Raw genomic sequence first — 21,896 nt, forward strand, 5'->3', positions numbered from 1 at the left:
CATTACGCTGGCGCACAAGCCTCCTTTTTTAAGTTCCGATAGCCACTTCCAGGGTGCACCTCAGGCAACCGTGCACCCTCGCCAAACAGTTTTTCACGTAGCGTGCCTTGGGCATATTCAGTTTTGTAGACGCCGCGTTTCTGCAGTTCCGGCACCAGCAAATCGACAGCATCGATAAACGTCTCGTGAGTTAGCGCATAGGCTAGGTTGAACCCATCCACATCCGTCTCTTCCACCCACTCCTGCAGCAGATCCGCCACGGTTTCCGGACCACCGACAAACAGCGGGCCAAAGCCGCCGATGCCGACCCAATCGGCCAGCTCGTTGGGCGTCCAGACCTTGTTCGGGTCTGCCGTGGAAAAGGCTTCCACCGCCGATTGAATGGCGTTGGTATGCACATGCTTGAGCGGTTCATCCGGTTTGAACTGGCTGAAATCGATACCGGTCCAGCCGGAGATCAGCGCCATCGCGCCTTCGTAGCTGACGTAGGATTTGTACTCGTCGAACTTGGCCTTGGCCTTGGCGTCGGTCTCACCGACGATCACCGTCTGCAGGTTGAAGATCAGGATTTTCTTCGGATCACGCCCGGCCTCGGCGGCACGACGGCGGATGTCGGCAACGGTCTTTTTCAGCAGCACCTTGGACGGCGCCGCGACGAACACACACTCGGCCTGCTCGGCGGCGAACTGCTTGCCACGGCTGGACGCACCCGCCTGATACAGCACCGGCGTACGCTGCGGCGACGGCTCACACAGGTGAATGCCGGGCACCTGGAAGTGTTTGCCGACATGGCGGATCTCGTGGATCTTGCTCGGGTCGCTGAAAATCCGGCGCTCGCGGTCGCGCAACACGGCGCCCTCCTCCCAACTGCCTTCCCAGAGTTTGTAGCAGACCTCCAGGTACTCCTCGGCATAGTCGTAGCGCGCGTCGTGTTCTGTCTGGGCTTTCTGGCCGAGGTTCTTGGCGCCGCTTTCCAGGTAGGAGGTAACGATGTTCCAGCCAATGCGGCCCTTGGTCAGGTGATCCAGGGTGGAGAGGCGACGGGCGAACGGATACGGATGTTCGAACGACAACGAAGCCGTCAGGCCAAACCCCAAGTGTTCGGTGACCAACGCCATCGGCGCGATCAACGACAGCGGATCATTGACCGGCACCTGCGCCGCCTGGCGAATCGCCGCGTCGCCGTTGCCGTTGTACACGTCGTAGATGCCCAGCACGTCGGCGATAAACAGGCCGTCGAACTTGCCGCGCTCAAGGATCTTGGCGAGGTCGGTCCAGTATTCCAGGTCCTTGTACTGCCACGAACGATCACGCGGGTGCGCCCACAGGCCGGGCGATTGGTGGCCGACACAGTTCATGTCGAAGGCATTCAAGCGGATTTCACGGGACATCAAAGCACTCCGTTGAGGTAATAGTTGCCGACGATCTGGTATTTCCAGCGCAACGGGTCATCGAGGCTCGACGGCAGTTCGGTGCGTTGGCCGGTCAGTTCGAATTCGGCGTTGCTCGCGGCAATTAGGGCTTCGGCGGCGGCGATCTGCGCTTCGGTGGCGGCCACCGGGCTGGGGTGGGTTTCAGCGCGCTCCAGCAGGGCGGCGGCCACGTCGACGCGGATTTGTAGATCGCCGAAGCGGCTGATCACATAGGGGTCATCGCTGGTCTCGACGTGGCGGCGGGTGCTGTCCAACAGTTGGCGCGCAAGGCTCAGTGCGGTCATGGTCAATCCTCAGTTCCAGGCGTGGCGCGCGGGCTTCACGCCGTTGAGCACGAAATTGCCGATCAGGTGGTACTTCCAGCGGGCCGGGTCGTGCAGGGTGTGGGTGCGTGCGTTGCGCCAGAAGCGGTCAAGGTTGTGTTTGCCGGTGACCGAGCGGGTGCCGGCCAGTTCGAAGAGCTTGCTGCTGGCGAGCAAGGCGGTTTCGGCCGACAGCACTTTGGCCTGGGCAACCACCAGCGAGGCCTGGGCGACGGTGTCTTCGCTGGGCTCGGCGAGGGCACGGTCCACCGCCACGCCGGCCTTGGCGAGAATGGCTTCGGTGCCGTGCACACGCCATTCCAGATCGCCGATGGCAGCGATGGTGAACGGGTCCTGCCAGCCGTGCTCCTGCTGGCTGTCGATCCAGGGTCGCGCCTGGCGCGCATAGATCTTGGCTTGTTCAAGGGCGCCCAGGGCGATGCCGGTGTCGACCGCTGCCTGGATGATCTGTGAAATCGGGCCGTTGGCGGTGGGTTGGTCGAAGGCCTGGTGAGCGGGGATCACCGCGCTGAGGGGCACGGTTACGCCATCGAGGGTCACGCCGCCGCTGGCGGTGGTGCGTTGACCGAAGCCGTCCCAGCTGTCGATCACACTCAGGCCTTGGGCATCGCGCTCGACAAAGGCGATGAACGCCTGGTCTTTTTCGTTATTGCCGACGGTGGGCACGATATGGGCGAACAACGCGCCGGTGCAGTAGAACTTCTCGCCGTTGATTTGCGCGCTGTCGCCGTGGAAGCGGATCTGAGTGTCGAAGGTGCCGGCGTTCTTGCTCTTGGCTTCGGAGAAGGCATTGCCGAAGCGATAGCCTTGGAGGACTTTGCCGAAGTAGTACTGCTTTTGTGCCTCCGTGGCCGTCTGCAGCAGAATGTCGACGACACCGAGGTGGTTCTGCGGAATCTGCCCCAGGGACGGGTCGGCGGCGGAGATCAGTTTGATCACCTCGGCCACTGTCACATACGACACCTCGGCACCGCCATAAGCCTTGGGAATGGTGATGCCCCACAAGCCGCTGGCCGAGAACTCGTCGAGTTCGGCCACCGGCAGGCGACGCTCACGGTCGCGCTCGCTGGCGTCGACGGCAAACCGTGCAGCCAGGCGCGTGGCGACCTCGATGGCTTGCGCGTCAGAGCGGATGATATGGGCAGGGTATTGAGGGTGGGCTGACATGGGCCGACTCCAGGCTCCGAGGGGATACTGGAGTGATTGCAGGAGTCGTGCCTGAATTTAATCGTCAATAAAATCAGCGATTTGCCGGTAATTCAGTGCAACAGAGCGCGTTTCAAACCAGCAAAGTGTCCATCCACTGTTGCCGGGAGAACAGTTAGATCACCACGTTGCGCACAAACCGCACAGACACCTCGCCGTCATTGCGATAGCCATGCACGTGACGGCTGGCGAACATATAAAACTCGCCTGCGGCGACGTGCTTTTCTTCCTCGCCCACCAGCAGGGTGAGGCAGCCTTCGAACACGAACAGTTGCACGCTCCAGCCATCCGGGTCGGGATCGGGGCTGTAGCGATCGCCCGGCTCCAGTTGCATCTCCCACAACTCGACCTCACGCCGCGCCGTGGCCTTGGCCAGCAACACCGCCTTGCTGCCGGGGATTTCACCGGCCCAGGCCAGCTCATTGATGCGGCTGTGGTCGGGGGCATCCGGCGCCTGGATCAGGTCGCTGAAGGCCACGTCCAACGCTTCGGCCACACGGTCGAGGGTGGACAGGCTGACGTTCTTCTCCCCCGCCTCGATGGCCACCAGCATGCGCCGGCTGACCCCGGACTTTTCCGAAAGCGCGGTCTGGCTCAAGTCGGCAGCATGGCGCAGGCGACGAACGTTCTGGCTGACGTGCTGCAGGACCGAGGCCCGTTGTGGATTTTCTTTGTGCACTATATTGCTCAATGGGTGGGTGTGCGCAGTATACTGCCCAGCGTGCGGCGCATTGTGCGGTCCGTGCCTTTCCCTTGCAAGACCGAGCCGCCATGACCACCCCGAACTCCCCTTCGCGTTTCAACCGTTTCAGTAAAGCCGAATGCATCCTGGTAGTGATCACCATGATCTGGGGCGGCACCTTTTTGCTGGTGCAGCACGCGATGACCGTCAGCGGGCCGATGTTTTTCGTCGGACTACGGTTTGCGGCGGCGGCGATTGTGGTCGGCTTCTTTTCCTTACGCACGTTGCGTGACCTGACGCTGTTCGAGTTGAAGGCCGGAGTATTTATCGGCGTGGCGATCATGTTTGGCTACGGGCTGCAAACCATTGGCTTGCAGACGATCTTGAGCAGCCAATCGGCGTTTATCACGGCTTTGTATGTACCGTTCGTTCCGTTGCTGCAATGGCTGGTGCTGGGGCGCCGTCCGGGCTTGATGCCGAGCATTGGCATCATGCTGGCGTTTACCGGCTTGATGCTGTTGACCGGGCCTGCGGGCGCGTCACTGAATTTCAGCCCGGGTGAAATCGCCACCTTGATTGGCGCGGTCGCGATTGCAGCGGAGATTATTTTGATCAGTGCATTTGCCGGGCAGGTGGATGTACGCCGGGTGACCGTGGTGCAACTGGCCACGGCGTCGTTGTTGTCGTTCCTGATGGTGGTGCCGATGGGTGAGGCGCTGCCGGGGTTTTCATGGTTGCTGCTGTTCAGTGCAGTCGGCCTGGGCTTGACCAGTGCGGTGATCCAAGTGGCGATGAACTGGGCGCAGCAAAGTGTTTCGCCCACCCGCGCCACGTTGATCTATGCCGGTGAGCCGGTGTGGGCCGGCGTGGTGGGGCGGATCGCCGGGGAACGCTTCCCGCCGATTGCGATGCTGGGCGCAGCTTTGATTGTGGCGGCGGTGATTGTCAGTGAGATGAAGACCAAGGCCCAGAAGGCAGCCGCATCCACAGGTAGGAGCGAGCTTGCTCGCGAAGAACCTGAGAACACTGTGTGAATCCAGGAGGCCCGCGTTACCGTTGACGATTTTCGCGAGCAAGCTCGCTCCTACAAGGGTTTTCAGCTTAGCTTGTAGGATCCTGCCACATCTTGCCGTTTGGTGATCGAGAAAGCGGCACGTATGATGCATCCCAAACTCCCGCAGATTAGAAGCCTATGTCCCTGATAGTTCTACTGCTTCTGCCGTTCGCTGGCAGCTGTCTGGCGGCCTTGCTGCCGCACAATGCACGTAACACCGAATCCCTGCTGGCTGGCCTTGTGGCCCTGGTCGGTACCGTTCAAGTCGCCCTGCTCTACCCCCAGATCGCCCACGGTGGCGTGATCCGCGAAGAATTCATGTGGTTGCCCAGCCTCGGGCTGAACTTCGTGCTGCGCATGGACGGGTTTGCCTGGCTGTTCTCGATGCTGGTGCTGGGCATCGGCACGCTGGTGTCGTTGTATGCGCGCTATTACATGTCGCCGGACGACCCGGTGCCGCGCTTCTTTGCGTTTTTCCTGGCCTTCATGGGCGCCATGCTCGGGCTGGTGATCTCCGGCAACCTGGTCCAGATCGTGTTCTTCTGGGAACTGACCAGCCTGTTCTCGTTCCTGCTGATCGGCTATTGGCACCACCGCGCCGATGCGCGACGCGGTGCATACATGGCGTTGATGGTCACCGGCGCCGGCGGTTTGTGCCTGCTGGCGGGCGTGATGTTGCTGGGGCATATCGTCGGCAGCTATGACCTCGACCAGGTGCTGGCGGCCGGCGATCAGATTCGCGCGCACGCGCTGTACCCGGTCATGCTGGCCCTGGTGCTGATCGGCGCCTTGAGCAAAAGCGCGCAGTTCCCCTTCCACTTCTGGCTGCCCCACGCAATGGCGGCGCCCACGCCGGTGTCGGCGTACCTGCATTCGGCGACGATGGTGAAGGCCGGCGTGTTCCTGCTGGCCCGCCTGTGGCCGTCGCTGTCCGGTAGCGAAGAATGGTTCTGGATCGTCGGCGGTGCCGGCGCTCTCACCCTCCTCCTCGGCGCTTACTGCGCCATGTTCCAGAATGATCTCAAGGGCCTGCTGGCCTACTCCACCATCAGCCACCTCGGGCTGATCACCTTGCTGCTGGGGCTCAACAGCCCGCTGGCTGCCGTCGCAGCCGTGTTCCATATCCTTAACCATGCCACGTTCAAGGCCTCGCTGTTCATGGCGGCGGGCATCATCGACCACGAGAGCGGCACGCGGGATATCCGCAAGCTCAGCGGGCTGGTGCGGTTGATCCCCTTTACGGCGACCCTGGCGATGGTGGCCAGTGCGTCCATGGCCGGCGTGCCGTTGCTCAACGGGTTCCTGTCCAAAGAGATGTTCTTCGCCGAAACCGTGTTCATCACCTCGACCGCTTGGGTGGAGTTTGCCCTGCCGTTGATCGCGACCATTGCCGGTACGTTCAGCGTGGCCTACGCGCTGCGTTTCACGGTCGATGTGTTCTTCGGCCCTACGGCGACCAACCTGCCGCACACCCCGCATGAACCGCCGCGCTGGATGCGCGCACCGGTTGAACTGCTGGTGTTCACCTGCCTGTTGGTGGGGATTTTCCCGGCCCAGGTGGTGGGTTCGATCCTCGCCGCTGCCGCCCTGCCAGTGGTCGGCGGTGTGCTGCCGGAGTACAGCCTGACGATCTGGCACGGCTGGAACGCGCCGATGATCATGAGCCTGGTGGCCATGTCCGGCGGCGTGGTGCTCTATCTGCTGCTGCGCAAGCAACTCAAGCGTGGCCGCTTCAAATACCCGCCCATCATCAGCTACTTCAACGGCAAGCGCGGCTTCGAGCGCAGCCTGGTGGTGATGATGCGCGGTGTGCGCAAGATCGAGAAACGCATCAGCACCAAGCGTCTGCAGACCCAGTTGTTCCTGCTGGTGCTGGTGGCGGTGATCGGCGGCATGATCCCGATGCTCAACAGCGGCCTCAGTTGGGGCGACCGGCCGAAGATCCCCGGTTCCATTGTGTTCGTGACCCTGTGGCTGCTGGCGATTGCCTGTGCCCTCGGCGCTGCCTGGCAAGCCAAGTACCACCGTTTGGCAGCCCTGACCATGGTCAGCGTGTGCGGCCTGATGACCTGCGTGACCTTCGTGTGGTTCTCAGCGCCGGACCTGGCGCTGACCCAACTGGTGGTCGAAGTGGTGACCACGGTGCTGATCCTGCTCGGCCTGCGCTGGTTGCCACGGCGGATCGAGGAAGTGTCGCCACTGCCGAGTTCGCTGCGCAAGGCGCGCATTCGCCGTCTGCGCGACTTCCTGTTGTCCACCGTGGTAGGTGGCGGTATGGCGCTGCTGTCCTACGCGATGCTGACCCGCCAGACGCCCAACGATATTTCCTCGTTCTACTTAAGCCGCGCCCTGCCCGAAGGCGGCGGCAGCAATGTGGTGAACGTGATGCTGGTGGACTTCCGGGGCTTCGATACCTTGGGTGAAATCACCGTGCTTGGCGCCGTGGCGCTGACCGTGTACGCGCTGCTCCGCCGCTTCCGTCCATCCAAGGAAAGCATGCAACTGCCCGCACAACAGCGCCAGTTGGCGCCGGACGTGGCCACCGACCTGGTCAACCCGCGCCAGGCCAGCGACACCGCCCTGGGCTTCATGATGGTGCCGGCGGTGCTGGTGCGCCTGCTGCTGCCGATAGCGCTGGTAGTGTCGTTCTACCTGTTCATGCGCGGCCACAACCAACCGGGCGGCGGCTTTGTCGCCGGGCTGGTGATGTCGGTGGCGTTTATCCTGCAATACATGGTCGCCGGCACGCAGTGGGTCGAAGCGCAGATGAGCCTGCGACCGATGCGCTGGATGGGCTTTGGCCTGTTCTCAGCGACGCTGACCGGCCTCGGTGCATTGTTTGCCGGGTATCCGTTCCTCACCACCCACACCTGGCATTTCAGCCTGCCGCTGCTCGGCGACATCCATATCGCCAGCGCCTTGTTCTTCGACGTCGGCGTGTACGCCATGGTCGTCGGTTCGACGCTGCTGATGCTTACCGCCCTCGGTCACCAGTCCGTGCGGGCCCATAAACCGAGCAACCAGGCCAAAGTGGTTGCCGCAACGGAAGGAGCCGCCTGATGGAAGAAGTCATCGCAATTGCCATTGGGGTCCTGGCGGCCTCCGGCGTCTGGCTGATCCTGCGGCCACGGACATTCCAGGTGGTGATGGGCCTGTGCCTGCTGTCGTACGGGGTCAACCTGTTCATTTTCAGCATGGGCAGCCTGTTTATCGGCAAGGAGCCGATCATCAAGGACGGCGTGCCGCAAGACTTGCTCAACTACACCGATCCCCTGCCCCAGGCGCTGGTGCTCACGGCCATTGTGATCAGCTTCGCCATGACCGCCTTGTTCCTGGTAGTGCTGCTGGCCTCCCGCGGCCTGACCGGTACGGACCATGTGGACGGCCGGGAGCCCAAGGAATGACGTGGATGAATCAAATGATCGTCGCGCCGATCCTGTTGCCGTTGCTGACGGCCGCATTGATGCTGATGCTCGGCGAGAAGCACCGCCCGCTGAAGGCGCGCATCAACCTGTTCTCCAGCATCATCGGCCTGGGCATCGCTATTTTGCTGCTGTACTGGACGCAAAAAGGCGGCCCTGGCTCGATCGGCGTGTACCTGCCGGGCAACTGGCAAGTTCCGTTTGGCATCGTGTTGGTGGTGGATCAGTTGTCGGCGCTGATGCTGGTGCTCACCGGCATCATCGGCGTGAGCGCGTTGCTGTTCGCCATGGCCCGCTGGGACCGCGCGGGCACCAGTTTCCATGCGTTGTTCCAGGTGCAGATGATGGGGTTGTACGGGGCCTTTCTCACCGCCGACCTGTTCAACCTGTTCGTGTTCTTCGAGGTGCTGCTGGCGGCGTCCTATGGCTTGATGCTGCACGGTTCCGGGCGTGCGCGGGTGTCCTCGGGGCTGCATTACATCGCGATCAACCTGCTGGCCTCGTCACTGTTCCTGATTGGCGCGGCGATGATCTACGGTGTTACCGGCACGCTGAACTTCGCCGACTTGGCGCTGAAAATCCCGCTGGTGCCCGAGGCGGATCGCGGCCTGTTGCACGCCGGTGCGGCCATCCTCGCGACGGCATTCCTGGCCAAGGCCGGCATGTGGCCACTGAACTTCTGGCTGGCGCCCGCCTATTCCTCGGCCAGTGCGCCGGTGGCGGCGATGTTTGCGATCATGACCAAGGTCGGCGTGTACACCGTGCTGCGCCTGTGGACCCTGCTGTTTTCCGGCCAGGCCGGTGCCTCGGCGCTGTTTGGCGGTGACTGGCTGGTATACGGCGGCATGGCAACCATCATCTGCGCGGCGCTGGCGATGGTGGCGGCGCAGCGGCTGGAGCGCATGGCCAGCTTGAGCATCCTGGTGTCGGCCGGGATCTTGCTGTCTGCCGTTGGTTTCGCTCAGCCAAGCCTGACGGCGGGGGCGCTGTTTTATCTGGTCAGCTCGACGCTGGCATTGAGCGCACTGTTCCTGCTGGCCGAGTTGATCGAGCGTTCGCGCTCGGCCAACGACCTGCCGCTGGATGAAGAGATCGATGCGCTACCCAAGGCCATGGAGTCCCTGCATCCGCGCCCGGGCGTCAACCTCGATGACGAGCAGAAAGCCGTGGTCGGCCAGGTGATTCCCTGGACCATGGCCTTCCTGGGCCTGAGCTTTATCGCCTGCGCCCTGCTGATCATCGGCATGCCGCCGCTTTCCGGGTTTATCGGCAAGCTCAGCCTGTTGAGTGCACTGGTCAATCCGCTGGGCTTGGGCGTCAGCGTTGACGCGCCGATCCGCCCGGCGGCCTGGGGCTTGGTGGCGTTGCTGATTCTTTCCGGCCTGGCCTCGTTGATCGCCTTCGCGCGCCTGGGCATCCAGCGCTTCTGGACCCCGGAAGAGCGTCCATCGCCACTGCTGCGTCGCTACGAGTGCCTGCCGATCTTCTTCCTGCTCGGCCTGAGCATCCTGCTGACCTTCAAGGCCGAGCCGCTGATGCGCTACACCCAGGACACGGCTGTCAGCCTTAACAACCCGGAGCACTATGTTATGGCGGTGATGGCGACGCGACCGGTGCCGAGCCCTGAAGCCAAAGCCGCCGCGCTGGAGGTGCAGCCATGAAACGCCTGTTACCTGCCCCGTGGTTGTCGCTGGCGTTGTGGGTGTTGTGGCTGGTGCTGAACCTGTCGGTAAGCCCCGGCAACCTGCTGCTGGGTGCGTTGCTGGGCTTTCTGGCGCCACTGATGATGGCGCCGCTGCGGCCCCTGCCAATCCGCATTCGCCGCCCTGGGGTGATCATTCGCCTGTTTTTCCTGGTAGGCCGCGATGTGATCATCTCCAACCTGCAAGTGGCCTGGGGCGTGCTGATGTGCGGCTCCCGCCCGCCGCGTTCGCGCTTTATCAAGATCCCCCTGGACCTGCGCGACGCCAACGGCCTGGCTGCGCTGTCGATGATCACCACGGTGGTGCCCGGCACCATTTGGTCGGAACTGGCACTGGACCGAAGCATCCTGCTCTTGCATGTGTTTGATCTGGAGGACGAAGCGCCCTTCATCGAGCACTTCAAGTCCACCTACGAACGGCCCCTGATGGAGATCTTCGAATGAGCGCCCTGCTCTCCAATGCGATCCTGTTCAGCCTGTTCCTGTTCTCGCTGGCGATGGTGCTGACCCTGGTCCGCCTGTTCAAAGGCCCGTCCGCGCAAGACCGGGTACTGGCGCTGGACTACCTGTACATCCTGGCGATGCTGATGATGCTGGTGCTGGGCATTCGCTATGCCAGTGACACCTACTTTGAAGCGGCGCTGCTGATCGCGCTGTTCGGCTTCGTGGGCTCGTTTGCCCTGGCCAAATTCCTGCTGCGTGGGGAGGTGATTGAATGATGCCGTTATGGATGGAAATCGTCGTCGCGGTACTGCTGGTGCTCAGCAGCGTGTTTGCATTGATTGGCGCGATCGGCTTGCTGCGCATGAAGGACTTCTTCCAGCGCATGCACCCGCCGGCATTGGCGTCGACGTTGGGGGCGTGGTGTGTGGCGTTGGCGTCGATCATCTACTTTTCGGTGCTCAAATCCGGGCCGGTGTTGCACGGGTGGTTGATACCGATCTTGCTGTCGATCACGGTGCCGGTGACCACGTTGCTACTGGCGCGCACTGCACTGTTCCGCAAGCGCATGGCCGGTGATGACGTACCGGCCGAAGTCAGCAGCCGCCGCTGATTCATCAAGCGAACACAGTAAAAAAGGTGGGAGCGGGCTTGCTCGCGAATGCGTTTTTCAGTCAGCACATCAGCGACTGACCTACCGCATTCGCGAGCAAGCCCGCTCCCACATTTGGTTTTGCATTAGACAAATAATCTGATGTGCGCCGCCAACTCCGCTAGCTCGGCATCATCCGCCCGCACAAAATCGTGGGACGAGATATAACCCTCATAGGCTTCGAAGAACTTCTCCACCTTGGAGCTGATGGGCTTGAAGGTACTGTCCCCGCCCGTCCCATGCATGGGAAACAACTTCGCATGCAGGTGATCCACACCATAGCCTTCCAGCATCATCCCCGTACGGGCCACATCCGGAAACGCCCGGTCGATCTGCAACGCGGTCTTCTTCGCCGCTATCGCAAGCCCGGCCAACACCTCATCCGACTGCGCAAACGCATAGCTGCCGTAGTGCTGCTTGGGGATTACCACGCTGAAACCCGGTGTATTGGGAAAGATCGAAAGAAACGCCATATGCTGGTCGTCTTCCCACAGAATGTGCGCTGGGGAGGTCTTTTGAACAATGCTGCAGAAGATACAATCCATTTGAATCACCGCTGGTTTCATCGTGGGTTTGGTCGTGTCGACCATCTAAAGCCAGGCTGCGGCGGACGTCAAAACAAATGGCAACTTTCCGAAATGTCCCAGGACGTATGCGATGAGTAAAACCTACACCCCTGCCACCGCCGCCGCCGACGTCGAAACCACGCTCGCCTGGCTTGGCGGGCGCTGGAAGCTGATCATTCTGTTCCACCTGTTCGGCGGCCAGGTGCAGCGTTATTCCGACCTTGAGCGACTGATCCCGGATATCTCGCAGAAGATGCTCGCCCAGCAATTGCGCCAGCTCGAAGCCGATGGCCTGGTACAGCGCACGGTCTACCCAGTGGTGCCGCCCAAGGTGGAATACCGTATGACCGGGTGGGGGCAGAGCCTGTGCCCGGTACTGGATGGCCTGCTCAAATGGCAGGCCGCCAAACCGACGATTTAGACCGTAGGGACGGTGCCGCCGTCGATCACGTACTCGGTGCCGCTGATCGACGCGGCGCGGGGCGAGACCAGGAAGGCGATCAAGTCAGCCACCTCCTGGGGCTTGGCCGGCCGTCCAAGCGGGATACCGCCGAGCGCCTGCATGATGATCTGCTTGCCCCCCGCGTAATCCGTTCCCGCCTGCTCCGCCAGGCGCTCCGCCAGTGCCACCGCCGCGTCCGTCTCCACCCAGCCCGGCGAAACCCGCACCACCCGAATACCCTTGGGCGTGACTTCTTTCGACAGGCTCTTGCTGTAGGTCGCCAACGCTGCCTTTGCAGCGGCATACGCCGTGGTCGACTCCGGCAACGGCAACTCCCGCTGGATCGACGTGACATGAATAATCACCCCGGCGCCGCGCGCGAGCATGCCGGGCAGGAGCGCCCGATCCACCCGCACTGCCGCCATCAGGTTCTGACCCAGGGCATTCGCCCACTGCTCATCATCGAGCACCGCAAAACCACCGCCGGGTGCGCTTGAGCCGCCGAGCACATTGACGATGATATCGACGCCGCCAAGCCGAGCCTTCACCGCCTCAGTAGCACTCGCACAACCGGCGGCAGTGCCTAGGTCGGCAGCGATGAAATGCACGCCTTCGGGCGTCGAATCCGCCGCCGAACGCGCGACCGAAATCACCTGGGCGCCTTGTTCACGCAACACCGCCACCACGGCGGCGCCGATACCTTTGGTGCCACCGGTGACCAGCGCACGAAGGCCTTTTAGTCCGAGATCAAAGCTCATGGAACCTACTCCTGGATAAACGAAGACCGCAGGATAGGAACCGGGCGGACAGCCCACAAGAACGCACGAAAAGGTAATGGGCTAACCCAAAAGTGAGTGTCTGGATTCAGGGCCCCTCGTAACATACCCAACTGTAGGAGCCGGCTTGCCGGCTCCACAGGGGTAATGGGGGCTTGTCCTTACAGGATCGGCGCGCCAAATCTGTGCAGGCGTGGCATCCAGTGATCCAGGATCTGCGCCGACGCCAGTACATGATGTGCCCGCCCGATCAACAGCCGGCGTGGCACAACGCCGATATACCGTGAGTCATCGCTGTTATCACGGTTGTCCCCCAGCATGAAGTAACTGTCGGCCGGCACCACCACCGGCCCGAAATTACGCATTGCCCGCACCGTCGGCATGAACTGCACCGTGCGCTGACGGTTGGCCGCCCGCTCGTTCAGCTTGATTCCTGGCACCGTATGGCCGGGCAGGATGGGTTCGCTGATGTCCTGCGCGTCACTGTAGGTGGCAGGCTCGCCGTTGACCCACAACACCTCATCTTTCATTTCCAGGGTGTCACCGGGAATGCCGACGATGCGCTTGATCAGGCGCATGCCGTCCTTGGGTGATGAAAACGTCACCACATCGCCACGTTGGGGGTTATCGAGCTTGGCCAGGGAAATGTCCGTGAGCGGCAGCTTGAGGTCGTAGGCCACCCGGTTCACCAACACCACATCACCCTCCAGCAAGGTCGGGCGCATGGAGCCAGAGGGAATGGGGTTCCAGTCGGCCAGGGACGTACGGAAAACGCCGAAGCACATCCAGAAAATGATTGCGTAACGGTAACGGATCAACCAACTTCGCATACATCCTCGCACGGCAGAAAGGGGCATCAGGACTGTGTCTAGACGCCCGGTTGTTGCACGCGAGGATTAAATTAGTATTAGCGTCCACGCGCGCTAAAAGGAGTTTTCGCCATGGATAACCAATGTTCGGTCTTCATCGCAGCCAGCATCGACGGCTTTATTGCCCGCGCGGACGGTGATATCGAGTGGTTGCACCGACCAGAGTACGAAACCGCCGAGTTGAACGGCGTGACCTATGAACGCTTCATCGCCACGGTCGATGCACTGGTAATGGGTCGCAAAACCCTGGAGAAAATCTTGTCCTTCCCCGAGTGGCCCTACGAGGGCACGCCCGTCATTGCGCTGTCCCACCAGCCTCTGCTGATCCCTGCGCACCTGGAGGGCAAGGTCGAGGTCATGGCAGGAGACGTCACCTCACTCGTGGCTACGTTAGCCGAGCGCGGCATGAAGCACCTCTATATCGACGGAGGCGAGACCATCCAGGCGTTTCTTGAAGCGGGCCTGATTGATGAGCTGATCATTACGCGTATCCCGGTTTTACTCGGGCAAGGCGTGCCACTGTTCAGCCAGATTGGCAGTGAGCGGCAGCTGCACCATGTAGGCACCTACGTGTCGGACAATGGTTTTGTGCAGAGTCGATATCAAGTGACGGCAGGCGCTCACGCCGCGCAATAATGGACTTCTCTGAAGGAACAGACCATGTACCCACCCCTCGCATTGGTCGCAGGCATAGGAAGCCGTAACCGCTCCATCGGCAAAGCCGGCGGGTTGTTGCGAATGGTGCCGGACGATTTTTACGTGAGGCGTGGATCAACAACTGAATGAAGCGGGCACAGTGGATCGAGTGAGCCGTTAAAACGGTGTGCAAAAAAAAGCCCCGAACCAGTCGGGGCGTTTTTCATTCAGCGTTTACCAATCAAGCCTGATCAGCCAACCGCCACGTCGTCCCACCCTTCCCGTCTTCCAACACCACGCCCATGGCGGTGAGTTGGTCGCGGAGTCGGTCGGATTCCGCCCAGTCCTTGTTGGCACGAGCAGTCAAACGCGCCTGGATCAGCGCGTCCACTTGCGCCGCATCCACACGCCCTTCGGCGCCGGCTTGCAGGAAATCTTCAGGCTTCATTTGCAGAACCCCCAGCACGCTGGCCAGTTCTTTCAGGCGCGCCGCCAGGCCCGCCGCTGCGTCGAGATCGCTCTCACGCAAACGGTTGATCTCGCGCACCATCTCGAACAGCACCGCGCAGGCTTCCGGTGTACCAAAGTCGTCGTTCATGACTTCGGTAAACCGTGCGACGAAGGCTTCGCCACCGGCTGGAGCCACGGCGGGCAGGCCTTTCAACGCGTGGTAGAAACGCTCCAGGGCGCCCTTGGCGTCCTTGAGGTTGTCTTCCGAGTAGTTGATGGCGCTGCGGTAGTGGCTCGACACCAGCAGGTAACGCACGACTTCCGGATGGTACTTTGCCAGCACGTCGCGAATGGTGAAGAAGTTGTTCAAGGACTTGGACATCTTCTCGCCATTGATGCGGATCATGCCGCAGTGCATCCAGGCGTTGGCGTAAGTCTTGCCGGTGGCGGCCTCGCTTTGGGCGATTTCGTTTTCGTGGTGCGGGAACTCAAGGTCGCTGCCGCCGCCATGAATGTCGAAGGTGTCACCCAGGCAGCAGGTGGACATCACCGAGCATTCAATGTGCCAGCCCGGACGCCCGGCGCCCCACGGCGATTCCCAGCTTGGCTCGCCCGGCTTGGTAGCCTTCCACAGCACGAAGTCGAGCGGATCCTGCTTGGCTTCGTCGACTTCGATACGTGCGCCGATGCGCAGGTCTTCGATTTTCTTGCGCGACAGCTTGCCGTAGCCCATGAACTTGGCGACGCGGTAGTACACGTCACCATTGCCTGGGGCGTAGGCGTAGCCCTTGTCGATCAGGGTCTGGATCATCGCGTGCATGCCCGGAATGTGGTCCGTGGCACGCGGTTCCATGTCCGGCTTGAGGATGTTGAGGCGGGCCTCGTCCTCGTGCATGGCGGCGATCATGCGCTCGGTCAGCGCGTCGAACGACTCGCCGTTTTCATTGGCGCGGTTGATGATCTTGTCGTCGATGTCGGTGATGTTGCGCACATAGGTCAAGTCATAGCCGCTGAAACGCAACCAGCGGGTCACCAGGTCGAAGGCAACCATGCTGCGGCCGTGGCCGATGTGGCAGTAGTCGTACACGGTCATGCCGCACACGTACATGCGCACCTTGTTGCCATCCAGCGGCTTGAAGACTTCTTTGGTCTTGCTGAGTGTGTTGTAGATCGTTAGCACAACGGCTTCCTTAGAGAATCACTGGCCCCACGAATCACGCAAGGTCACGGTACGGTTGAATACCGGCTGACCTGGTTTCGAGTCCTTGATATCCGCGCAGAAGTAACCTTCGCGCTCGAACTGGAAACGGTCTTCCGGCTGTGCGTCGCCAAGCGATGGCTCGGCACGACAACCAGTGAGTACTTGCAGGGAGTCAGGGTTGATGTTGTCGAGGAAGCTGGCGCTGTCTTCGGCCTTTTCTGGGTTCGGCGAGCGGAACAGGCGATCGTACAAACGCACTTCGCACTCGATGCTGGCCGCGGCTGGCACCCAGTGGATCACGCCCTTGACCTTGCGGCCTTCAGGGTTCTTGCCCAGCGTTTCCGGGTCGTAGGAGCAGCGCAGTTCGACGATGTTGCCATCGGCGTCCTTGATCGCTTCGTCGGCACGGATCACGTAGCTGCCGCGCAGGCGCACTTCGCCGTTCGGCTCCAGGCGCTTGTAGCCCTTTGGCGGCTCTTCCATGAAGTCATCGCGGTCGATGTAGATTTCACGGGCGAACGGCAGCTTGCGCACGCCGAGTTCTTCTTTTTGCGGATGACGTGGCAGCTCGAGGTGGTCGACCTTGTCTTCCGGGTAGTTGGTGATCACGACTTTCAACGGACGCAGCACGCACATGGCGCGCGGAGCGTTCGCGTCGAGGTCCTGGCGGATGCTGAATTCGAGCATGCCGAAGTCGACCACGCCGTCGGAACGGTTGGTGCCGACCATGTCGCAGAAGTTGCGGATCGACGCCGGTGTGTAGCCACGACGGCGGAAGCCCGACAGCGTGGACATGCGCGGGTCGTCCCAACCGTGTACGTGCTTTTCATCGACCAGTTGCTTGAGCTTGCGCTTGCTGGTGATGGTGTAGTTCAGGTTCAGGCGGCTGAACTCGTACTGGCGCGGGTGCGCCGGCACTGGCAGGCTGTCCAGGAACCATTCGTACAGCGGGCGATGGCTTTCGAACTCCAGGGTGCAGATGGAGTGGGTGATGCCTTCGATGGCGTCGGACTGACCGTGGGTGAAGTCGTAGTTCGGGTAGATGCACCACTTGTCACCGGTCTGGTGGTGATGGGCGTGGCGGATGCGGTACATGATCGGATCGCGCAGGTTCATGTTCGGCGAGGCCATGTCGATCTTGGCACGCAGCACGCGGGCGCCGTCCGGGAACTCACCGGCGCGCATGCGGGCGAACCAATCCAGGTTCTCTTCCACCGAACGGTCGCGGAACGGGCTGTTCTTGCCCGGCTCGGTCAGGGTGCCACGGTATTCCTTGGCCTGTTCCGGGCTCAGGTCGTCGACATAGGCCTTGCCGGCCTTGATCAGTTCGACGGCCCAGTCGAACAGCTGGTCGAAGTATTTGGAGGCATAGCGCACTTCACCGGACCATTCGAAGCCCAGCCACTTGATGTCGCTTTCGATGGCGTCGATGTATTCCTGGTCTTCCTTGGCCGGGTTGGTGTCGTCGAAACGCAGGTGCGTGACGCCACCGAACTCCTGGGCCAGGCCGAAGTTCACACAGATCGACTTGGCGTGACCGATGTGCAGGTAGCCGTTGGGCTCTGGCGGGAAGCGGGTGACGATCTGCGTGTGCTTGCCCGAATCCAGGTCCGCCTGGATGATCGGGCGCAGGAAATTGACCGGGACGGCAGGTCCGGCCTTGGAATTCGAGGTAGGGTCGACAGTGGGCTTGCTCATAGGATCCTTGAACAGACAAGTACGTGGCCGGGCTAGGCCGACAAAACAAAGGCGATATCATAGCCGATGCTGTCAAGTACCTGACAGAGCGAGGCCAAAAACTGCAGCATTTATTGCATCGGCGGTAAAAAACCACCTCGAAATTCCTACAGGGCACGCTAAACTGCGCGCCTTGGCCGCAGATTCGCCATACCGGTCGTGGTGCACAGGCACCCAAACCCACGAATTCCCTGAAAAGAGTAGTGAACATGACTCAAGTCAAACTGACCACCAACCACGGTGACATCGTCATCGAGCTGAACGCCGAGAAAGCGCCGATCACCGTCGCCAACTTCATCGAGTACGTGAACGCCGGCCACTACGAAAACACCGTTTTCCACCGTGTCATCGGCAACTTCATGATCCAGGGCGGCGGTTTCGAGCCTGGCATGAAAGAAAAGAAAGACAAGCGTCCAAGCATCCAGAACGAAGCGGACAACGGCCTTTCCAACGACAAGTATACCGTCGCCATGGCCCGTACCATGGAGCCGCATTCGGCCTCCGCGCAGTTCTTCATCAACGTCGCCGACAACGCCTTCCTGAACCACAGCGGCAAGAACGTGCAGGGTTGGGGCTACGCGGTATTCGGTAAAGTCACCGAAGGCCAGGACGTCGTCGACAAGATCAAAGGCGTGCAGACCACCAGTAAAGCCGGTCACCAGGACGTTCCGGTAGAAGACGTTATCGTCGAGAAAGCCGAGATCGTTGGGTGATATTGCTGATTTCAGATTTGCATCTGGAAGAGGAGCGCCCGGATATTACCCGGGCGTTTCTGGATCTGCTCCACACCCGCGCCCGTGGCGCCCAGGCGTTGTACATTCTGGGGGACTTCTTTGAAGCCTGGATTGGCGACGATGGGATGACACCGTTTCAACACTCCATTTGCGCAGCCCTGCGCGAACTGAGCGACAGCGGCACCCCGATTTTCATCATGCACGGCAACCGTGATTTCCTGATCGGCAAGGCGTTCTGCAAAGCCGCGGGTGCCACCTTGCTCAAGGACCCGAGTGTCGTGCAGCTCCATGGCGAGCCCGTGCTATTGATGCACGGCGACAGCCTCTGTACCCGCGACGTCGGCTATATGAAGCTGCGACGCATCCTGCGCAACCCGATTGTGCTGTTTATCCTGCGCCACCTTCCTTTGAGCACCCGCCATAAGCTGGCGCGCAAGCTGCGCAGTGAAAGCCGGGCGCAGACGCGCATGAAAGCCAACGACATTGTGGATGTGACGCCCGAGGAAGTGCCGCGGGTGATGCAGCAGTTCGGCGTGCGCACCCTGGTCCACGGCCATACCCACCGCCCGGCCATTCACAAGTTGCAGATTGGTGACCAGGCGGCCAAGCGCATCGTGCTGGGAGATTGGGACAAGCAAGGGTGGGCATTGCAGGTGGATGAGCAAGGGTTTCAATTGGCGGCGTTTGATTTCGTCAATCCGCAGCTGGCCCTACCCGGCACCTGATCACCCATACCCCTTTAGGAGCCGGCTTGCCGGCGATGGCGGTGTTTCAGTTGGCACATCGGCTGACTGATAGACCGCTATCGCCGGCAAGCCGGCGCCCACAGTGATCCGGGTATCAGTGGCCGGAGGCCTCCGGCCCCGCCTTCGCGCCAAACGGCGGCTTCGCCAACCACACCAGCAACATCAACCCCATGAACATCCACCCCAGCAACGTGAAGTAGTCCACGGTGGACATCATGTACGCCTGGCTGGTGAGGATCTGATCGAGCTGCGTGTAGGCCTTCTGCCCTGCCCCGCCCAGCGCTTGCAAGGCATCGCGGGTCGCGGAGTCGTAGGTGGTCATGTTTTCGCTCATGTAAGCATGGTGCTGGTCCGCCCGGCGGATCCAGATCCAGGTGGTCAACGACGCCGCAAAACTACCGCCCAGGGTCCGCAGAAAAGTTGCCAAACCCGCGCCGTCGGCAATCTGGTGCGGCGGCAGGTCGGACATCAGGATGCTCAGGGTCGGCATGAAGAACAGCGCCACGCCGATCCCCATGAACAGCTGCACCAGGGCGATATGCTGGAAGTCCACCTCATTGGTAAAACCTGCGCGCATGAAACAACTCAGACCAATCGCCAGGAATGCCAGGCCCGCCAACAGACGCAGGTCGAACTTGTGCGCGTACTTGCCGACAAACGGCGACATCAGCACCGGCAAGATACCAATTGGCGCCACCGCCAGCCCGGCCCAAGTGGCGGTGTAGCCCATCTGGGTCTGCAGCCATTGCGGCAGGATCAGGTTGATACCGAAGAAGCCCGCGTAGCCCAGGATCAACACAATGGTGCCGATCCGGAAGTTACGGTAAGCGAACAGCTTAAGGTTGACCACCGGGTGTTTGTCGGTGAGCTCCCAGATGATGAACACCGCCAGGGCAATCACCGAAATCGCCGCACCAATGATGATGAAGTTGGATTCGAACCAGTCCAGGTCATTGCCCTTGTCGAGGATGATCTGCAAGGCGCCGACGCCGACGATCAGGCTCAACAGCCCCACGTAGTCCATCGGTTGATGGCTGGTGACCACTGGGCGTTTCTTCAGCTGGGAACGCACCACCATCACCGCAAAAATGCCGATCGGTACGTTGATGAAGAAGATCCACGGCCAGCTGTAGCTGTCCGTAATCCAGCCGCCGAGGATCGGCCCGGCAATCGGCGCCACCACCGTAACCATCGCGAGCAACGCCAGGGCCATGCCGCGCCTCGCCGGCGGGTAGACCGCAATCAGCAATGTCTGGGTCATCGGGTACAACGGCCCGGCCACCAGGCCTTGTATGACCCGAAAGGCGATCAGCTCGGGCATCGACGTGGAAATACCACAGAGGAACGACGCCAACACAAACAGCATGGTCGCCCATAGAAACAGCTTCACTTCGCCAAAACGGCGGCTCAACCAGCCGGTGAGCGGCAAGGCAATCGCGTTGCTCACCGCAAACGAGGTGATGACCCATGTGCCCTGCTCCGAACTCACGCCCAGGTTGCCGGAAATGGTCGGCAACGCCACGTTGGCGATGGTGGTGTCGAGCACCTGCATGAAGGTCGCCAGCGACAGGCCAATAGTGGCCATCAACAGGCTGGGTGGCGTGAAGGAGGCGTTATTGCTCATCAGCGTTGCACAGCCTTGGGTGCGGCGAGGCTGTTGTCATGGATCAACTGGGTGATCATGGCATCCGCTTCGGCGAGTTGGCGGTCATACACGTTGGTGGTGAATGAGGCTTTCTGCGGCGCCTGCTGCGCCAGGACCGGGCCGCTCTGGTCGTGCAGGTCCACGTTGACCAGGGTACTCAAGCCCACGCGCAGCGGGTGCTTGGCCAACTCGTCAGCATTGATATGGATGCGCACCGGCACCCGTTGCACGATCTTGATCCAGTTACCGGTGGCGTTCTGCGCCGGCAGCAGGGCAAATGCGCTCCCAGTACCTGCACCCAGGCTATCGATGGTGCCGCTGAATTTCACGTCGCTGCCATAGATGTCCGACTCGATGTCCACCGGCTGGCCGATGCGCATGTCGCGCAGTTGGGTTTCCTTGAAGTTGGCGTCGATCCACAGCTGGTTCAGCGGAATCACGGCCATCAACGCGGTGCCCGGTTGCACGCGCTGCCCCAGTTGCACAGTGCGCTTGGCCACGTAGCCGGTGACCGGTGCGATCAAGGTACTGCGCGCATTGGTCAGGTAGGCCTGGCGCAATTGCGCAGCGGCGGCCTGCACGTCGGGGTGAGACGAAATCACGGTGTCATCCACCAACGCGTTGGTGGTTTTCAGTTGCTGCTCAAGGTTGGTCAGTGCGTTTTTAGCGGCGGTCAGGCTGTCACGGGCGTGGGACAGTTCTTCCTGGGAAATCGCCCCGCCCTGGGCCAGGGTTTTACGGCGGTTGAAGTTATCCTGGGCGGTTTGCACGTCGGCTTTCTGCGCATTGACCTGCGCCTTCATGCCGTCGACGTTGCTGTACAAGCCGCGCACCTGGCGCACGGTGCGGGCCAGGTTGGCCTGGGCGCTTTGCAGGCCGACGGCGGCGTCGTTCGGGTCGAAGTTGACCAGCACTTGGCCTTCGTGGACCAGGTCGCCATCGTCGGCACCGATGCTGACCACCGTGCCGGTGACCAGTGGGGTGATTTCCACCACGTTGCCATTCACATAGGCATCGTCGGTGCTTTCATTGAAGCGGCCGTAGAGTTCATACCAGCCCCACACGCCCACTACCGCCAGGATGACGATCAGCGCCAGGCCGATCAGCATCACTTTGCGTTTGCGGGGGTTGCTGTCCTTGGGTTGTTCAGTTGCGTTGGTGTTTTCGGCAGTGGCCATG

Annotated in this window: 22 protein-coding genes; 11 read left to right on the plus strand and 11 right to left on the minus strand. The window is 61.3% G+C overall.

Annotation, left to right across the window (positions count from 1 at the left end; all coding sequences use genetic code 11):
• Positions 1-2: 2 nt before the first annotated feature.
• The 4 genes from RB216_RS17975 to RB216_RS17990 form a co-directional block, all read right to left on the minus strand.
• Positions 3-1,391, minus strand: a complete 1,389-nt coding sequence (locus tag RB216_RS17975; protein WP_028616858.1) for an LLM class flavin-dependent oxidoreductase — start codon at positions 1,389-1,391, stop codon at positions 3-5.
• Entirely contained in the window at positions 1,391-1,717 is a 327-nt protein-coding gene (locus tag RB216_RS17980) for an acyl-CoA dehydrogenase (protein WP_028616859.1), read from the minus strand. The genes RB216_RS17975 and RB216_RS17980 overlap by 1 nt, the downstream gene beginning before the upstream one ends.
• A 9-nt stretch (positions 1,718-1,726) precedes the next feature.
• Entirely contained in the window at positions 1,727-2,923 is a 1,197-nt protein-coding gene (locus tag RB216_RS17985; RefSeq protein WP_308907681.1) for an SfnB family sulfur acquisition oxidoreductase, read from the minus strand.
• A 154-nt stretch (positions 2,924-3,077) separates the two neighbouring features.
• A complete protein-coding gene (locus RB216_RS17990; protein ID WP_028616861.1) occupies positions 3,078-3,641 on the minus strand; it encodes a helix-turn-helix domain-containing protein in 564 nt (187 codons plus the stop codon).
• A gap of 92 nt (positions 3,642-3,733) precedes the next feature.
• Here RB216_RS17990 and RB216_RS17995 point away from each other — a divergent pair, with 92 nt between their 5' ends.
• From RB216_RS17995 to RB216_RS18025, 7 genes are all read left to right on the plus strand, one after another.
• Positions 3,734-4,678, plus strand: a complete 945-nt coding sequence (locus RB216_RS17995) for a DMT family transporter (RefSeq protein ID WP_016977448.1) — start codon at positions 3,734-3,736, stop codon at positions 4,676-4,678.
• A 158-nt stretch (positions 4,679-4,836) separates the two neighbouring features.
• Positions 4,837-7,758: a monovalent cation/H+ antiporter subunit A gene (locus RB216_RS18000; RefSeq protein WP_308907682.1), complete on the plus strand. Its 2,922-nt coding sequence runs from the start codon at positions 4,837-4,839 to the stop codon at positions 7,756-7,758.
• Complete coding sequence (locus tag RB216_RS18005) at positions 7,758-8,102, plus strand: Na+/H+ antiporter subunit C (protein WP_003192163.1); 345 nt, start codon at positions 7,758-7,760, stop codon at positions 8,100-8,102. Before RB216_RS18000 ends, RB216_RS18005 begins: the two co-directional genes overlap by 1 nt.
• Complete coding sequence (locus tag RB216_RS18010) at positions 8,099-9,781, plus strand: monovalent cation/H+ antiporter subunit D (protein ID WP_308907683.1); 1,683 nt, start codon at positions 8,099-8,101, stop codon at positions 9,779-9,781. The genes RB216_RS18005 and RB216_RS18010 overlap by 4 nt, the downstream gene beginning before the upstream one ends.
• Positions 9,778-10,266 (plus strand): Na+/H+ antiporter subunit E, encoded by a 489-nt coding sequence (locus RB216_RS18015; RefSeq protein ID WP_308907684.1) that lies wholly within the window; start codon positions 9,778-9,780, stop codon positions 10,264-10,266. The genes RB216_RS18010 and RB216_RS18015 overlap by 4 nt, the downstream gene beginning before the upstream one ends.
• Complete coding sequence (locus RB216_RS18020) at positions 10,263-10,541, plus strand: K+/H+ antiporter subunit F (protein ID WP_003211751.1); 279 nt, start codon at positions 10,263-10,265, stop codon at positions 10,539-10,541. The genes RB216_RS18015 and RB216_RS18020 overlap by 4 nt, the downstream gene beginning before the upstream one ends.
• A complete protein-coding gene (locus RB216_RS18025) occupies positions 10,538-10,876 on the plus strand; it encodes a Na+/H+ antiporter subunit G (protein WP_028616866.1) in 339 nt (112 codons plus the stop codon). The genes RB216_RS18020 and RB216_RS18025 overlap by 4 nt, the downstream gene beginning before the upstream one ends.
• A gap of 125 nt (positions 10,877-11,001) precedes the next feature.
• On the opposite strand, the gene RB216_RS18030 is transcribed toward RB216_RS18025, so the two are convergent.
• Positions 11,002-11,460, minus strand: coding sequence for an HIT family protein (locus tag RB216_RS18030; RefSeq protein ID WP_308907685.1), 459 nt, complete (start codon positions 11,458-11,460; stop codon positions 11,002-11,004).
• A gap of 112 nt (positions 11,461-11,572) precedes the next feature.
• On the opposite strand from RB216_RS18030, the gene RB216_RS18035 reads away from it, so the two are divergent.
• Positions 11,573-11,902 (plus strand): winged helix-turn-helix transcriptional regulator, encoded by a 330-nt coding sequence (locus RB216_RS18035; RefSeq protein WP_308907686.1) that lies wholly within the window; start codon positions 11,573-11,575, stop codon positions 11,900-11,902.
• Here the strand turns inward: RB216_RS18035 and RB216_RS18040 are convergent.
• Positions 11,899-12,681, minus strand: coding sequence for an SDR family oxidoreductase (locus RB216_RS18040; RefSeq protein ID WP_028616869.1), 783 nt, complete (start codon positions 12,679-12,681; stop codon positions 11,899-11,901). The genes RB216_RS18035 and RB216_RS18040 overlap by 4 nt on opposite strands.
• A 179-nt stretch (positions 12,682-12,860) precedes the next feature.
• Complete coding sequence (gene lepB / locus RB216_RS18045; protein WP_308907687.1) at positions 12,861-13,529, minus strand: signal peptidase I; 669 nt, start codon at positions 13,527-13,529, stop codon at positions 12,861-12,863.
• A 111-nt stretch (positions 13,530-13,640) separates the two neighbouring features.
• Here lepB and RB216_RS18050 point away from each other — a divergent pair, with 111 nt between their 5' ends.
• Complete coding sequence (locus tag RB216_RS18050) at positions 13,641-14,204, plus strand: dihydrofolate reductase family protein (RefSeq protein ID WP_028616871.1); 564 nt, start codon at positions 13,641-13,643, stop codon at positions 14,202-14,204.
• Positions 14,205-14,445: 241 nt separating this feature from the next.
• Here RB216_RS18050 and cysS read toward each other — a convergent pair whose 3' ends face one another.
• Entirely contained in the window at positions 14,446-15,834 is a 1,389-nt protein-coding gene (gene cysS, locus RB216_RS18055; RefSeq protein WP_068931674.1) for a cysteine--tRNA ligase, read from the minus strand.
• An 18-nt stretch (positions 15,835-15,852) separates the two neighbouring features.
• Entirely contained in the window at positions 15,853-17,553 is a 1,701-nt protein-coding gene (locus RB216_RS18060) for a glutamine--tRNA ligase/YqeY domain fusion protein (RefSeq protein WP_236318386.1), read from the minus strand.
• Positions 17,554-17,801: 248 nt separating this feature from the next.
• Here RB216_RS18060 and RB216_RS18065 point away from each other — a divergent pair, with 248 nt between their 5' ends.
• A complete protein-coding gene (locus tag RB216_RS18065) occupies positions 17,802-18,305 on the plus strand; it encodes a peptidylprolyl isomerase (RefSeq protein WP_122683912.1) in 504 nt (167 codons plus the stop codon).
• Entirely contained in the window at positions 18,302-19,051 is a 750-nt protein-coding gene (gene lpxH / locus RB216_RS18070) for a UDP-2,3-diacylglucosamine diphosphatase (RefSeq protein ID WP_308907688.1), read from the plus strand. Before RB216_RS18065 ends, lpxH begins: the two co-directional genes overlap by 4 nt.
• Positions 19,052-19,166: 115 nt before the next feature.
• On the opposite strand, the gene RB216_RS18075 is transcribed toward lpxH, so the two are convergent.
• Positions 19,167-20,696 carry a DHA2 family efflux MFS transporter permease subunit gene (locus RB216_RS18075; protein WP_028616875.1) on the minus strand — a complete coding sequence of 510 codons (1,530 nt, stop codon included), beginning with the start codon at positions 20,694-20,696 and terminating at the stop codon, positions 19,167-19,169.
• Positions 20,696-21,895, minus strand: a complete 1,200-nt coding sequence (locus RB216_RS18080) for an HlyD family secretion protein (protein ID WP_028616876.1) — start codon at positions 21,893-21,895, stop codon at positions 20,696-20,698. Before RB216_RS18080 ends, RB216_RS18075 begins: the two co-directional genes overlap by 1 nt.
• Position 21,896: the final 1 nt, after the last annotated feature.

Source organism: Pseudomonas canadensis (assembly GCF_030980095.1).
Taxonomy (GTDB): Bacteria; Pseudomonadota; Gammaproteobacteria; order Pseudomonadales; family Pseudomonadaceae; genus Aquipseudomonas; species Aquipseudomonas canadensis.

Excerpts from the sequence above, each read along its gene's own strand:
- RB216_RS17975 (WP_028616858.1), bottom strand. The coding sequence starts at position 1,391 with ATGTCCCGTGAAATCCGCTTGAATGCCTTCGACATGAACTGTGTCGGC.
- RB216_RS17980 (WP_028616859.1), bottom strand. The coding sequence starts at position 1,717 with ATGACCGCACTGAGCCTTGCGCGCCAACTGTTGGACAGCACCCGCCGC.
- RB216_RS17985 (WP_308907681.1), bottom strand. The coding sequence starts at position 2,923 with ATGTCAGCCCACCCTCAATACCCTGCCCATATCATCCGCTCTGACGCG.
- RB216_RS17995 (WP_016977448.1), top strand. The coding sequence starts at position 3,734 with ATGACCACCCCGAACTCCCCTTCGCGTTTCAACCGTTTCAGTAAAGCC.
- RB216_RS18000 (WP_308907682.1), top strand. The coding sequence starts at position 4,837 with ATGTCCCTGATAGTTCTACTGCTTCTGCCGTTCGCTGGCAGCTGTCTG.
- RB216_RS18005 (WP_003192163.1), top strand. The coding sequence starts at position 7,758 with ATGGAAGAAGTCATCGCAATTGCCATTGGGGTCCTGGCGGCCTCCGGC.
- RB216_RS18010 (WP_308907683.1), top strand. The coding sequence starts at position 8,099 with ATGACGTGGATGAATCAAATGATCGTCGCGCCGATCCTGTTGCCGTTG.
- RB216_RS18015 (WP_308907684.1), top strand. The coding sequence starts at position 9,778 with ATGAAACGCCTGTTACCTGCCCCGTGGTTGTCGCTGGCGTTGTGGGTG.
- RB216_RS18020 (WP_003211751.1), top strand. The coding sequence starts at position 10,263 with ATGAGCGCCCTGCTCTCCAATGCGATCCTGTTCAGCCTGTTCCTGTTC.
- RB216_RS18025 (WP_028616866.1), top strand. The coding sequence starts at position 10,538 with ATGATGCCGTTATGGATGGAAATCGTCGTCGCGGTACTGCTGGTGCTC.
- RB216_RS18030 (WP_308907685.1), bottom strand. The coding sequence starts at position 11,460 with ATGGATTGTATCTTCTGCAGCATTGTTCAAAAGACCTCCCCAGCGCAC.
- RB216_RS18035 (WP_308907686.1), top strand. The coding sequence starts at position 11,573 with ATGAGTAAAACCTACACCCCTGCCACCGCCGCCGCCGACGTCGAAACC.
- RB216_RS18040 (WP_028616869.1), bottom strand. The coding sequence starts at position 12,681 with ATGAGCTTTGATCTCGGACTAAAAGGCCTTCGTGCGCTGGTCACCGGT.
- lepB (WP_308907687.1), bottom strand. The coding sequence starts at position 13,529 with ATGCGAAGTTGGTTGATCCGTTACCGTTACGCAATCATTTTCTGGATG.
- RB216_RS18050 (WP_028616871.1), top strand. The coding sequence starts at position 13,641 with ATGGATAACCAATGTTCGGTCTTCATCGCAGCCAGCATCGACGGCTTT.
- RB216_RS18060 (WP_236318386.1), bottom strand. The coding sequence starts at position 17,553 with ATGAGCAAGCCCACTGTCGACCCTACCTCGAATTCCAAGGCCGGACCT.
- RB216_RS18065 (WP_122683912.1), top strand. The coding sequence starts at position 17,802 with ATGACTCAAGTCAAACTGACCACCAACCACGGTGACATCGTCATCGAG.
- RB216_RS18075 (WP_028616875.1), bottom strand. The coding sequence starts at position 20,696 with ATGAGCAATAACGCCTCCTTCACGCCACCCAGCCTGTTGATGGCCACT.
- RB216_RS18080 (WP_028616876.1), bottom strand. The coding sequence starts at position 21,895 with ATGGCCACTGCCGAAAACACCAACGCAACTGAACAACCCAAGGACAGC.